Origin of the sequence: Methylobacterium bullatum (assembly GCF_014845095.1) — a bacterium.
GTDB lineage: Bacteria > Pseudomonadota > Alphaproteobacteria > Rhizobiales > Beijerinckiaceae > Methylobacterium > Methylobacterium bullatum.
In genome coordinates this window covers 1-12761 of sequence record NZ_NKUG01000064.1, presented here as the reverse complement: position 1 = coordinate 12761, position 12761 = coordinate 1, and the positions used below count along the sequence as shown (strand labels likewise).

Below are 12761 nucleotides of genomic sequence, written 5' to 3'. Positions count from 1 at the left end.
GCCCTCTCGTGCGGACGAGGTGGCGCGCGGTGTCCTCGCCCGAAACGGAAGGCGTTTTCAAGGCGTGCCGACCGCCGCTCTCACCGACCTGTGATCGGCCGGATGCGTGCAGGACAAAATGTGCCATGAACCGTTCATGGACCATGGGTGTTCTATAACCACTGGGGACAAGAACCTGTCTTTGGAGACAAGACGATGAAACGCATTGTTCTGGCAGCGACCGCGATGGTCGGCGCTCTGGCGATGATCCCGGCGACGGCGGAAGCCCGCGGCGGCTGGGGTGGTGGCCACGGTGGTTGGCATGGCGGCCATGGTGGCTGGGGTGGACACGGCGGCGGTTTCCGCGGCTATGGAGGCGGTTTCCGTGGCGCGGGCTTCCGCGGCTATGGCGGCGGCTGGGGTGGACATCGCGGCTACGGCTGGCGCGGCGGTTACGGTCGTGGCTACGGTTACGGCCTCGGCGGTCTCGGCCTCGGTGTCGGCCTCGGCCTCGCCGCCGGTGGGCTCTATGGCGGCTACGGCGGCTATGGCGGATACCCGGCCTATGGCTACGGCTACGCTCCTGCGGCCTATGGCGGCTACGGTGGCGGTTGCTACACCGTCCCGCGCACCCGCTGGACCCCCTACGGACCCCGCCGCGTCCTGATCGAGCGCTGCTACTGAGCGGTTCCGCTCGGGAGGATTTATCTGGGAAGGGGTCGCTTCGGCGGCCCCTTTTTCGTTACGGCCGCCGCGTTCATCGCCGGACCTTCTCATCCCTGCGCATCGGCATGGCATCGATCGTCGAGAACAGGCGGGCCGCCGGAATTGGTGCGGCTTCGGTGAGCTTCGCCTCGCCGTCCTTGCCCACCAGCACGACGCGGAAATCCCCCGCGCCGATTCCGAACCGATGACGGATGCGGTCCGCCTCGGCACCGGTCCCGATCGCTTCCACCAGAACGAGGTCGCGCTCGGCGTAATCCGCCCGTCTCGCCCGCGCCTCGCGCCTTTGCGCCTCGATGCGCGGATCTCCGCCTTCCGGGGCCACGATGACGAGCACCCGCGACTTCCAGCGATGGGCGGCGAGGGGGTCGTCGGCCGAAGCCGGCGCTGCGAAGCCGGACATCGCGGCGATGGCGGCGAGGGGGAGCATGCGGGTCATCGAGACGGTCCTATCGGGACGGAGCAGGAATACTTGCGCATCAACGCCGCTCGGCGCAGGCGGTGCCTCGGCCTCGTTGTGCTGGAACACCGGCGCCCGATCGGCCTTGTCGAGAAGTCCCCTGAGACTGGAACGCCCGTCCAGAAGATCCTTCACCCCAACCGGAGCGTCAGATCATGGTCGCTATGAACCGCAGCATCGTCCTCGCCTCCCGCCCGCACGGAGAGCCGACGGCCGCGCATTTCCGGCTCGAGGAGAACCGCACCCCGACGCCGGGGGAGGGGGAAGTGCTGCTGCGCAACCGCATCCTCTCTCTCGATCCCTACATGCGCGGGCGGATGAGCGCGGCGAAATCCTATGCCGAGCCCGTCGCCATCGGCGCGCCCATGGTCGGGGCCACCGTGTCGGAGGTCGCGGCCTCGCGGCATCCGGATTTCCATGAGGGCGACGTGGTCACCGGCTTCGGGGGCTGGCAGGACTTCGCCGTCTCAAATGGCCGTGGCCTGCGCAAGCTCGATCCCGAGGCCGCGCCGGTCAGCACGGCTTTGGGTGTCCTCGGCATGCCGGGCATGACCGCCTATACCGGCCTCCTCACCATCGGCCAGCCGAAGGCGGGGGAGACCGTGGTGGTCGCCGCCGCCGCCGGGCCGGTGGGCTCCCTCGTCGGCCAGATCGCCAAGCTGAAGGGCGCGCGCGCCGTCGGCATCGCGGGCGGCCCTGAGAAATGCGCCTACCTCACCGACGTGCTCGGTTTCGACGCGGCCGTCGATCACCGCACCGACGACCTGCCCGGCGCGCTCGCTGCCGCCTGTCCCGGCGGGATCGACGTGTATTTCGAGAATGTCGGCGGTGCGGTGTTCGACGCCGTGCTGCCGCTCCTCAACGACTTCGCCCGCATCCCCGTCTGCGGCCTCGTCTCGGGCTACAATCTTACCGAACTGCCGCCGGGACCGGACCGCAGCCCCGTCGTCATGCGCGCCATCCTGACCAAGCGCCTGACTCTGCGCGGCTTCATCGTGTGGGATTTCGCCGACCAGGAAGAGGAGTTCCTGAGCGAGGTCGGAACATGGCTGCGGGACGGGCGGATCAAGCATCGGGAAGACATCGTCGACGGGTTGGAGGCGGCGCCGGAGGCCTTCATCGGGCTGCTGAAGGGCCGGAATTTCGGTAAGATGCTGGTGCGGATCGCGTGACGGCCAGGCGCGCGATCCTTGCGCGTCAAAACGAACAAAGATAGAACATCGACCTGTGATCGGTGGGGACAAATTCGCCCTCCCGATTGCGGGCCGCCTGTCCGAAGTTCATGAAGGGCCAACGGGACGGACGGCGTGTGAGGCCCTTTCCGTCAGTGAGATCGATCGAGAGGAGAGCGGCATGGCCGGCAGCGTCAACAAGGTGATTTTGGTGGGCAATCTCGGGCGCGACCCCGAGACCCGGCGCCTCGCCTCCGGCGATCCCGTGGTCAACCTGCGCATCGCCACGTCCGAGTCCTGGAAGGATAAGGCGTCGGGCGAGCGCAAGGAAAAGACCGAGTGGCATGCGGTGGTGATCTACAACGAGAACCTCGCCCGCGTGGCCGAGCAGTACCTGCGCAAGGGCTCGAAGGTCTATATCGAGGGCCAGCTCCAGACCCGGAAATGGGCGGACCAGTCCGGCGTGGAGAAATACACCACCGAGGTGGTTCTTCAGCGCTTCCGCGGTGAACTCACGCTCCTCGACGGTCGCAGCGGCGGCGGCGGAGAGATGGGCGCCGACGACGAGGGCGGCGGCCAGATCAGCCGCGGCGGCGATTACGGCGGCGGCCGTGGCGGAGACCGCGGGGGAGACCGGGGCGGCGATCGCGGCGGCGAATACGGCGGCGGCCGTTCCTCGGGCGGCGAGCGTCGGCCGGCGGCGGCTTCGTCGAAGCCCAATTACGACCTCGACGACGATATCCCGTTCTAGGGATCTGCCGTTCCCGTCGTCGGCATCCGACAGACAGGACGCATTGTGTATCGGCCTCCACCAAGTCCGCTCACGGCTACGATAGTCACATATCTCGCGGACAGCGCGGGTCCCCTTTCCTGGAAGGAGAGGGAGTGCCGTTGAGCCTCATATCGCCCCCTCGTGAACCGAGGAACAGACGTAGAGCAGATGGGTGACTCCAGCAGCCGCTCACGGAGCGGACGGACGGGCTCCCCGATAGACAACAGGCATCAGGCGTCGGGTTGCGACGGCGCGAGCCGCGCCATCGCCGATGCGACCTCCAGCAGGGTCTCCCCGGTCAGGTCCGGCGGCTCAAGTGCTGGTGAGTACGGCACACCCCGAGCGACGTAGCCGGTCATGAGGCCGGCCATCCTGGCGCCGTGGAGGTCCCAGGGGTGGGTTGCGATCATCGCCATGTCGCCCGGAGCGAGGACGGCGGCCCGCGTGGCGTGGCAATAGACCTCGGCGCGCGGCTTGGACAGCTTCACGTCCTCGACGGAGAGAACCCGCTCCACGAGCCCTTCCATGCCTGCCGCGCGGAGCAGTCCCGTCGTGGTGGCGGCCGCGCCGTTGCTCAGGGCGAAGACCCGGATGCCGGAATCGGCAAGAACCTCGAATGCCGCCTTGGCGTCCTCGTGCGGCGGAAGAGCCTTCATCATGCCGACCACCGCATTCCTGTCCTCCAGCGAGGCGGAGAGGCCGTGCATGGCGAGCACCTCGTCCAGGCACCCCGACAGGACGGACTGGAACGGCGCGAAGGTGCCGGTCGCCGCCAGGGCGAACATATCCCGCAGGCCGGCGGTGTAGAGGAAGTCCAGGGCGAGCGGCGGCAGGCCCATCGCCACCAGGGCGGGCCGCATCGGCTCCATGCTGAACACGGTGCCGATGATGTCGAAAGCGACGGCTTTCGGGCGAGTGAGCATGACTTTGCCCCTGTCGATGGATGCGGCGGGATCGATGGCGTCGGGTAACCGGCCCAGCGGTCTGTGAGTTCACACGAACCGTGCCTTCGTGCTTCCATGGGCTCGATCGAGCAGGGGAGCCGAATCGATGCGCGTCATGGTTCTGGTCAAGGCGACCACAGACAGCGAGGCGGGGATCATGCCCTCCCTCGACCTGCTCACCGCCATGGGCGCGTTCAACGGAGAACTCGCCAAGGCCGGCATCCTGCTCGCCGGCGAGGGCCTGCACCCCTCCGCCAAGGGCAAGCGGGTCGCCTTCGACGGCGCCACCCGCACCGTCAGCGACGGTCCCTTCGCCGCGACCGGGGAACTGGTCGCCGGCTTCTGGCTCTGGCAGGTGAAGGACATGGAGGAAGCGCTGGACTGGGTGAAGCGCTGTCCCAACCCGATGCCCGGCCCGAGCGAGATCGAGATCCGGCCGCTCTACGAGATGTCCGATTTCGCCGGGGCTATGGCGGGGTGAGCGGCACGACGCGCCGATCCCGGCTTTTCGGGTCGCCTTGTGGCATTCCGAGCCAGCGCCCGGATAGGGTTCCGCCGACGCCCCGGCCGTCCGGGGATGGGGATGGAGGGCGACGGCTCCACAGGGGCTGAAATCGGCGTCGCAAACGCTTGCGACGCATGGGGTTTGTCGCTGTCGTCGCGACGTGCGGCGGTGGCGCGGCGGGATTGGATGGCGTATGAAGGACGCTTGAGACGGAACGTGACGCGGCCGGCCTTTTCGAGGCCACGCGGAACGCCCCGCCCCCCACTTTCCCTAGCGCCCGTCGCTCCACGCGGACCCGGCCCGCCGGGACCGTCACAGGCAGAGATCGAAGACCTTGGCAGAGAAAGACGATACCGGCGCCGGCGCGACGCCGCCCGCCTCGGACATCAAGCCCGTTTCCATCACCGACGAGATGCGCCGCTCCTATCTCGATTACGCCATGAGCGTGATCGTGAGCCGGGCTCTGCCCGACGCGCGGGACGGCCTGAAGCCGGTGCACCGGCGCATCCTCTACTCGGCCTATGAGAGCGGGCACCTGCCCGAGCGGAAATACGTCAAGTCGGCCCGCATCGTCGGCGACGTGATCGGTCTCTACCATCCGCATGGCGACCAATCGATCTACGACGCCTTGGTCCGCATGGCCCAGGACTTCTCGATGCGGCTCATGCTCATCGACGGGCAGGGCAATTTCGGCTCCGTGGACGGCGATCCGCCGGCGGCCATGCGCTACACCGAGTCGCGTCTGGCCAAGCCCGCCAACGCGCTGCTCGCCGACATCGACAAGAACACCGTCGACTTCCAGCCGAACTACGACGAGTCGCGCGAGGAGCCGAAGGTTCTGCCGGCGCGCTTCCCGAACCTCCTCGTCAACGGAGCGGGCGGCATCGCGGTGGGCATGGCCACCAACATCCCGCCGCACAATCTCGGCGAGCTCATCGACGCCTGCATCGCCCTCATCGACGATCCCGGCCTCACCATCGAGCAGCTGACCGAATACGTCCCCGGCCCGGACTTCCCCACCGGCGGCTCGATCCTCGGCCGCGCCGGCGTGCGGCAGGCCTACGCCACGGGCCGCGGCTCGGTCATCATGCGGGCGAAGTCCCATGTGGAGGAGCTGCGCAAGGAGCGCGAGGCGCTGATCTTCACCGAGATCCCGTATCAGGTGAACAAGGCGACTCTCATGGAGAAGATCGCCGAGTTGGTGAAGGAGAAGCGGGTCGAGGGCATCTCCGACCTGCGCGACGAATCCGACCGCGACGGCATGCGCATCGTCATCGAGATCAAGCGCGATTCGATGGCCGACGTGGTGCTGAACCAGCTCTACCGCTTCACGCCGCTGCAATCCTCCTTCGGCTGCAACATGGTGGCGCTGAACGGCGGCCGCCCCGAGTTGATGAACCTGAAGGACCTGCTCACGGCCTTCGTGGATTTTCGCGAAGAAGTCGTCTCGCGGCGGACCAAGTTCCTCCTCGGCAAGGCCCGCGAGCGCGCCCACGTGTTGTGCGGTCTCGCCATCGCGGTGGCCAATATCGACGAGGTCATCCGCCTCATCCGCACCTCGCCCGATCCGAACACCGCCCGCGAGGCGCTGATGGGTCGCCTCTGGCCGGCCCTCGACATCGCGCCGCTCATCGCCCTGGTGGACGACCCGCGCCACCGCGTGGACGAGAACGGCAATTACCGCCTGTCGGAGATCCAGGCCCGCGCCATCCTCGACCTGCGCCTGCAGCGCCTCACGGCTCTGGGCCGCGACGAGATCGGCGACGAGCTCCAGAAGCTCGCCGACGAGATCGCCGACTACCTCGACATCCTGCGCTCGCGCCTGCGCATCATGACCATCGTCAAGGACGAGCTGCGCGAAGTCCGCGAGGCCTACGCGACGCCGCGCAAGACCATGATCCTCGACTGGGATTCCAACGTCGAGGACGAGGACCTGATCCAGCGAGAGGACATGGTCGTCACCGTGTCCCATGCCGGCTACGTCAAGCGCGTGCCGCTCTCGACCTACCGGGCCCAGCGCCGGGGCGGCAAGGGCCGCTCCGGCATGTCCACCCGCGACGAGGATTTCGTCACCCGCCTGTTCGTGGCCAGCACCCATACGCCGGTCCTGTTCTTCTCGAACCAGGGCCAGGTCTACAAGGAGAAGGTCTGGCGCCTGCCGATGGCGGCCCCCAACGCGCGCGGCAAGGCGCTCGTCAACATCCTCGCCATGGATGCGGGCACGGAGCGCATCACCACGATCATGCCGCTGCCCGAGGACGAAGCCTCCTGGGAGACGCTCGACGTCATGTTCGCCACCGCCAGCGGCGGCGTGAGGCGCAACAAGCTCTCCGACTTCGTGCAGGTGAACCGCGCCGGCAAGATCGCCATGAAGCTCGATGAAGGCGACCACATCGTCCACGTGGAGATCTGCCGCGCCGATCAGAACGTCCTGCTCACCACGCAGGCCGGCCAGTGCATCCGCTTCCCCGTCGAGGATGTCCGCGTCTTCAAGGGGCGCGATTCCACCGGCGTGCGCGGTATCAGCCTGGCGCAGGACGACCGCGTCATCTCGATGACGATCCTCAACAGCTTCGACGCGACGCCCGAGGAGCGTGGCGCCTTCCTGAAGATGCAGCGGGCCGTGATCGGCGACACCGAGGGCGGCGATGCCGATTCCGAGGACATCGCCACCGATGCGCCGCTTCTCTCCCAGGAGCGCTACGCCGAAATGGGCGCGGCCCAGCAATTCGTGCTCACCCTCTCCGAGCGCGGCTTCGGCAAGCGCAGCTCGTCCTTCGAGTATCGGATCTCGGGTCGCGGCGGCAAAGGCATCACCGCCATGCGGGTCAACCCGCGCAACGGCAACCTCGTCGCGTCTTTCCCGGTCCAGCCCTCCGACCAGATCATGCTGGTGACCAATGCCGGACAACTCATCCGTGTGCCGGTGGACGATATCCGCATCGTCGGCCGCGCCTCGCAGGGTGTCACGGTGTTCAACACCGAGAAGACCGAGCGCGTGGTCTCGGTCGAGCATATCGAGGGTGAAGGCGAAGGTGAGGACGATGCCGGAGAGGTGACGGCAATCGATCCCACGGGAGACGCCCCCTGAAAGAGGCCTTATTCCAACTGATCTGGAATCATTCGGAATCAGTCTGAAAACTTTCGACCCGAATGCCGGTCATGTCGCAAGACTTGGCCGGCATTCTCGTTTCGGTCACTGATCTTCGGTGTTGCAGCCAAGTCATATCCGGCGCCGCGGTGCACGGATAAGTTCGGCCCCAGAGAGATATCGCTCCATCGTCCGCGCCGGACCGAACGAGACGTTCGGCGCAGCGTGGAGTTGCGAAAAGGCTCTGCCGTTCCGGCACCTCGCTTGGCGAATCCATAAGCCGGACGTCGTCGACCAGACTTCGAAGACCGAAACTTCGGGCGGGCGCTCCATCGGGGCATCCGCCTTTTTTCGTGCGCCGCTCGATCGCCGGGAGCCCCCGAGCGCGCCGGGATGGTCGCGGGCGGTTCCGTTTCGGGGCGAAATGCTCTACGCCCACCGGTGATGATCCGCACCGCGCTCTACGCTGGCTCTTTCGATCCGGTCACGAACGGACACCTCGACGTCATCCGTCAGGCATGCCGGCTCGTGCAGCACCTGGTGATCGCCATCGGCGTGCATCCGGGCAAGGCCCCCATGTTCTCGCCCGAGGAACGGGCGGATCTGCTGCAAGCGACCTGCGCGCCCCTGGCGGAGGCCGAAGGCGCCAGCCTCGACATCGTCACGTTCGGCGATCTGGCGGTGTCGGCCGCACGGCGCTCGGGCGCGAGCATCTTCATCCGCGGCCTGCGCGACGGCACGGATCTCGACTACGAGATGCAGCTCGCCGGCATGAACGGCGCCATGGCGCCGGAGGTGCAGACCGTGTTCCTGCCCGCCTCCACCGGCGTTCGGCCGATCACCGCCACCCTGGTGCGCCAGATCGCGGCCATGGGCGGCGATGTCTCGCCCTTCGTTCCTCCCCTCGTGGCGGAACGGCTCGCCGCGCGCTTCGCGCAAGCCTGATCCCTTCCATCCACCTCCTTCAACGGACCGGAGACCGCCCCCTCATGACTCATCGGACCCTCCATCGGCGGACCGCCTTCCTGTCCCTGGCGCTTGCCGCCATGATCGGGTTCGCGCCCGTGGCACGGGCGGCGGACGACAACACGGTCTATCTCGACACCAAGGACGGCCGCGTCACCATCGAGCTGCGCCCCGATCTCGCGCCGCAGCACGTGGCCCAGCTGAAGACCCTCATCAAGAAGGGCTTCTATGACGGGCTGAAGTTCCATCGCGTCATGGACGGGTTCATGGCCCAGACCGGCGACCCGAAGGGCAACGGCACCGGCGGTTCCTCCCTGCCGAACATCCCGGCCGAATTCTCCCAATCGCCGTTCCGGCGCGGCACGCTCGGCATGGCCCGCTCGTCGGATCCGAACTCGGCGAACTCGCAGTTCTTCATCTGCCTCGGCGACGCGCCGTTCCTGAACGGCCAGTATACCGTGATCGGACTGGTCTCCTCCGGGATGGAGGTCGTCGACAAGATCAAGAAGGCGGCGGCGGGCGCTCCGGGCGGCGCGGTCCAGAACCCGGACAAGATCGTGAAGATGCAGATGGCCCAAGGCGCGAAATGACCGGAGGCGCGACAGTGAGGCGCCCGACGCGCCTCGCCGTCGCCGCGTCGGCGGTCGCCATCCCGCTCGCGGCGGGTTTTGCATCGGCCGCCCTGGCGGGAGCCGGACTGCCGCTGACGCCGCCCGCGTCCCTGCGCTCCACGGTGCAGGCCCCGGAGGGCGGTATCGCCGCGAGTCCGGCCAACACGCTCCAAGAGCTCTACCCCCGACTCGCCGCCTGCTGGGAGGTGCCGCAGGGCCTCGCCGGCTTCCCGCGTACCGAGATCACCGCCCGTTTCGCGCTCCGCCGCGACGGGTCCGTCATCGGCGAGCCTCGCATCACCTTCTCGATGCAGAATGCCGATCAGCGCGGCAGGGACATCCTGACCCGCTCGACCCTCGACGCGATCCGGCGCTGCACGCCGGTCGCGATCACGCCGGCGCTCGGCGCCGCCATCGCGGGGCGCCCGATCGCCCTGCGGTTCATCTACCAAGGTCCCCAGGGACAAGGAGTCTGACCCCATGGCCGATACCGAAACCCTCATCCTCGAAACCACCAAGGGCCGCGTCGTCATCGGGCTGCGCCCCGATCTCGCCCCCAACCATGTCGAGCGCCTCAAGACGCTGGCGGGACAGGGATTCTACGACGGCGTGCCGTTCCACCGCGTCATCGACGGGTTCATGGCCCAGACCGGCGACCCGACGGGCACCGGCTCGGGCGGTTCCGACCTGCCGGACCTGAAGGCCGAGTTCAACGACGAGCCGCATGTGCGCGGCACCTGCTCGATGGCCCGCACCAACTTCCCGCATTCGGCCAATTCGCAGTTCTTCCTCTGCTTCGGCGACGCCCGCTTCCTCGACAAGCAATACACCGTCTGGGGCAAGGTGACCGAAGGCATGGACGTGGTGGACAGCCTCAACAAGGGCGAGCCGCCCCGCTCGCCGGACAAGATCGTCAAGGCCACGGTCGGCACCGCCTGATCCGACAGCCTGTCCATGAAAAGGGCGTCCGCGCGTGACCCGCGCGGACGCCCTTTCTCGTTTGTGGGGCTCAGCCCCGCGCGTTACAGGAAAACGGCGATTTTCCTGTAACGCAGGTACGAGCCATGCCGTCCATCGATGCCGCCGCGCAGACGGTCTTCGCCGATCTCAATCAGCGCTGCGCCGATGCGGAGTTCGACCGCGACTTTCCGGAGAACGGCAAGTTCATCAAGCGCACCATCAAGGCGCGCGAATACTGGTACTACCAGGGCTACGATGCCGCCACCGGCACGAAGTCCAACCGCTATGTCGGCACGGTGGCGGATTCCGAGACCACGCGGCGAGTCGAGGCCCATGACCGCCAACGAGTCGATTACCGCACCCGTATCGACGCGGTTCGGATGTTGCGGAGCGCCGGGTTTCCGACAGCGGACGCCCTGACGGGCCGGGTCGTCGAACGTCTGGCGCAGGCAGGCTTCTTTCGGCTGCGCGGAGTTCTGGTCGGCACGGTGGCGTTCCAGACCTATCCGGGCCTCGTCGGAGAGCGCCCGATGAGAGCGCTCAGGACCGGCGACATCGATCTCGCACAGGATTACGGCATCTCGGTCGCGATCGGAGAGAGCATGCCTCCCGTTCACGAGGAACTTCAGGCCGTGGATGCGAGCTTCCGTCCGGTGCCGAACCTGTCGCGGCCGGACCGCACGAGCGCTTTCGCGAACGCCAACGGGTTTCGGGTCGAGTTTCTCGTCTCGAACCGCGGCTCGGACGATCTGACCGGGGCGCTCATCCCGATGCCGGCCCTCGGCGGTGTCAGCGCCCAGCCGCTTCGCTATCTCGATTTCCTCATCAGGGACCCGGTCCGCTCGACGCTGCTCCATGCCGGCGGAATCTCGGTCACGGTGCCTGCTCCAGAGCGCTACGCCGTCCACAAACTCATCGTGGCGAACGAGCGGACCGAGCGAGAGAAACAGGCGAAGGACCTGACTCAGGCGAGCTTCCTGATCGCGGCCCTGGCCAGGAACCAGCCCGTTGCCCTGGCAGCCTCCTGGGTCGAGGCGTGGAGCCGAGGTCCCTCCTGGCGCCGTCACCTGGAAACAGGCGTCGCACGCCTAGACGAGACCGGGCGCATCGCCATCACGCAAGCCGTCTGCACGCATGGCGAAATGCTGGGCTACGAGCCGACGCAGGTCGGGTTTCCCGCATCTCCTGCGTAGCGATCACCGATCGGCCTGACGAAGCAGCGCCTCCGCCAGCGCCAGATCCTCCGGCGTGTTGACGTTGAGGAACGGGTCGACCGGGTCCGCCGGCCAGTCCACCGCCACGGCACCGTGGCGGCGGAGGAATGCGCCGACGCGGCGCTCGCCGCGCTCGACGAGGGAGGCGCGGAGATCGTCGCGCAGGGACACGGACCAGAGCGCCACGGTGAAGTGCTCTCGCCCGGCCGAGGAGGCCATGGCGATGGGCGCGCCGGACAGGCCAGTCCGGAGACGGTCCACCAGGTCGAGGGGCAGGAACGGCGCGTCGCCCGTGACGCTGGCCACATGCGTTGCGGAGGAGTGGCGCGCGGCGGCGTAGTCGAGGGCGGCGAGGATTCCGGCGAGCGGCCCCGGATTGTCGGGCACCCCGTCCGGCAAGACCGGACCGGGGAATTCTGCGAACCGGGCCGGGTCGCCATTGGCGTTGAGGACGATGCCGAGACCGCATTGCGGCGTGAACCGCTCCACCACCCGGTCGAGGAGGGTGCGCCCCGCCAGGAGTCTCAGCGGCTTGTCGCCGCCGCCCATCCGGCGGGACAGGCCGCCGGCCAGAACCACCCCGAGCACGGGCGCCACGCCGGGCTACTCGATGACGATGCGCGGCGCGGCGCGGGGGGCCGGCCCGCCGGTGAGGTTGGCCCAGAGCTGGGCGGCGATGCCGCGATAAACCTTCGCGTGCGGCCCGTCCGGGTCCACCGCCACCACGGGACGACCGGAATCGGAGGTCTCGCGAATGGTCATGTTCAGGGGGATCTCGCCGAGGAACGGCACGTCGAGCCGCGCCGCTTCCTCACGCGCGCCGCCATGGCCGAAGATGTGCGAGGCATGGCCGCAATTCGGGCAGATGAAGGTCGCCATGTTCTCGATGACGCCGAGGATCGGCACCGAGACCTTGCGGAACATCGTCACCCCGCGCCGCGCGTCGATCAGCGCCAGGTCCTGCGGCGTCGAGACGATGACGGCCCCGGAAAGCGGCGTCGCCTGGGCCATGGTGAGCTGGGCGTCGCCGGTGCCGGGCGGCATGTCGACCACGAGGATGTCGAGCTCGCCCCAGGCGACCTCGCGCAGCATCTGGGTGATGGCCGATTGCACCATCGGGCCGCGCCAGATCATCGCCGTCTCGGGCTCGATCAGGAAGCCGATGGACATCACCTTGATGCCGTAGCCGTCCATCGGCGCGAGCAGGCGCTCCTCGATCACCTTCGGCTTGCCGGAGAGGCCGAACAGCTTGGGCACCGAGGGGCCGTAGATGTCGGCATCGAGCAGCCCGACCTTCAGCCCCTGCGCCGAGAGGGCGAGGGCGAGGTTGCAGGCGGTGGTGGACTTGCCGACGCCGCCCTTGC

The 12761-nt window shown here is 67.9% G+C and carries 14 protein-coding genes; 10 read left to right on the top strand and 4 right to left on the bottom strand.

Annotated elements, in window-relative coordinates:
• Positions 1-195 precede the first annotated feature (195 nt).
• Positions 196-663 carry a hypothetical protein gene (locus tag MBTS_RS09475; RefSeq protein WP_056144627.1) on the top strand — a complete coding sequence of 156 codons (468 nt, stop codon included), beginning with the start codon at positions 196-198 and terminating at the stop codon, positions 661-663.
• Positions 664-736: 73 nt separating this feature from the next.
• On the opposite strand, the gene MBTS_RS09470 is transcribed toward MBTS_RS09475, so the two are convergent.
• Positions 737-1141, bottom strand: a complete 405-nt coding sequence (locus MBTS_RS09470; protein WP_056144630.1) for a DUF4174 domain-containing protein — start codon at positions 1139-1141, stop codon at positions 737-739.
• Positions 1142-1317: 176 nt separating this feature from the next.
• Here MBTS_RS09470 and MBTS_RS09465 point away from each other — a divergent pair, with 176 nt between their 5' ends.
• The gene (locus tag MBTS_RS09465; RefSeq protein WP_192215497.1) at positions 1318-2334 is read left to right on the top strand and encodes an NADP-dependent oxidoreductase; all 1017 of its coding nucleotides are present in this window, start codon (positions 1318-1320) and stop codon (positions 2332-2334) included.
• Positions 2335-2515: 181 nt separating this feature from the next.
• On the top strand, positions 2516-3085 hold the full coding sequence (gene ssb / locus MBTS_RS09460) for a single-stranded DNA-binding protein (RefSeq protein WP_192215496.1): 570 nt from the start codon (positions 2516-2518) through the stop codon (positions 3083-3085).
• A gap of 251 nt (positions 3086-3336) precedes the next feature.
• Here ssb and MBTS_RS09455 read toward each other — a convergent pair whose 3' ends face one another.
• Positions 3337-4029, bottom strand: a complete 693-nt coding sequence (locus tag MBTS_RS09455; RefSeq protein WP_192215495.1) for an HAD family hydrolase — start codon at positions 4027-4029, stop codon at positions 3337-3339.
• Positions 4030-4156: 127 nt separating this feature from the next.
• Between MBTS_RS09455 and MBTS_RS09450 the strand changes: the two genes are divergently transcribed.
• The 7 genes from MBTS_RS09450 to MBTS_RS09420 all read left to right on the top strand — a co-directional run bounded on the left by MBTS_RS09450 (position 4157) and on the right by MBTS_RS09420 (position 11376).
• A complete protein-coding gene (locus MBTS_RS09450) occupies positions 4157-4531 on the top strand; it encodes a YciI family protein (RefSeq protein WP_192215494.1) in 375 nt (124 codons plus the stop codon).
• Between the two features lie 358 nt (positions 4532-4889).
• A complete protein-coding gene (gyrA, locus tag MBTS_RS09445; protein WP_018043009.1) occupies positions 4890-7646 on the top strand; it encodes a DNA gyrase subunit A in 2757 nt (918 codons plus the stop codon).
• A gap of 444 nt (positions 7647-8090) precedes the next feature.
• A complete protein-coding gene (gene coaD, locus MBTS_RS09440; protein WP_056144642.1) occupies positions 8091-8591 on the top strand; it encodes a pantetheine-phosphate adenylyltransferase in 501 nt (166 codons plus the stop codon).
• Positions 8592-8635: 44 nt separating this feature from the next.
• Complete coding sequence (locus tag MBTS_RS09435) at positions 8636-9202, top strand: peptidylprolyl isomerase (protein WP_018043011.1); 567 nt, start codon at positions 8636-8638, stop codon at positions 9200-9202.
• Positions 9199-9699 (top strand): hypothetical protein, encoded by a 501-nt coding sequence (locus tag MBTS_RS09430; protein WP_147833237.1) that lies wholly within the window; start codon positions 9199-9201, stop codon positions 9697-9699. The genes MBTS_RS09435 and MBTS_RS09430 overlap by 4 nt, the downstream gene beginning before the upstream one ends.
• A 4-nt stretch (positions 9700-9703) precedes the next feature.
• Positions 9704-10162: a peptidylprolyl isomerase gene (locus MBTS_RS09425; RefSeq protein WP_018043013.1), complete on the top strand. Its 459-nt coding sequence runs from the start codon at positions 9704-9706 to the stop codon at positions 10160-10162.
• Positions 10163-10287: 125 nt separating this feature from the next.
• On the top strand, positions 10288-11376 hold the full coding sequence (locus tag MBTS_RS09420) for a nucleotidyltransferase family protein (RefSeq protein WP_147833238.1): 1089 nt from the start codon (positions 10288-10290) through the stop codon (positions 11374-11376).
• Positions 11377-11379: 3 nt separating this feature from the next.
• Here the strand turns inward: MBTS_RS09420 and mobA are convergent, their stop codons facing one another.
• Positions 11380-11994 carry a molybdenum cofactor guanylyltransferase MobA gene (gene mobA, locus MBTS_RS09415; RefSeq protein ID WP_147833239.1) on the bottom strand — a complete coding sequence of 205 codons (615 nt, stop codon included), beginning with the start codon at positions 11992-11994 and terminating at the stop codon, positions 11380-11382.
• 6 nt (positions 11995-12000) lie between these two features.
• Positions 12001-12761: Mrp/NBP35 family ATP-binding protein (locus tag MBTS_RS09410; RefSeq protein ID WP_192215493.1), on the bottom strand; the 761-nt coding region annotated here is incomplete at its 5' end.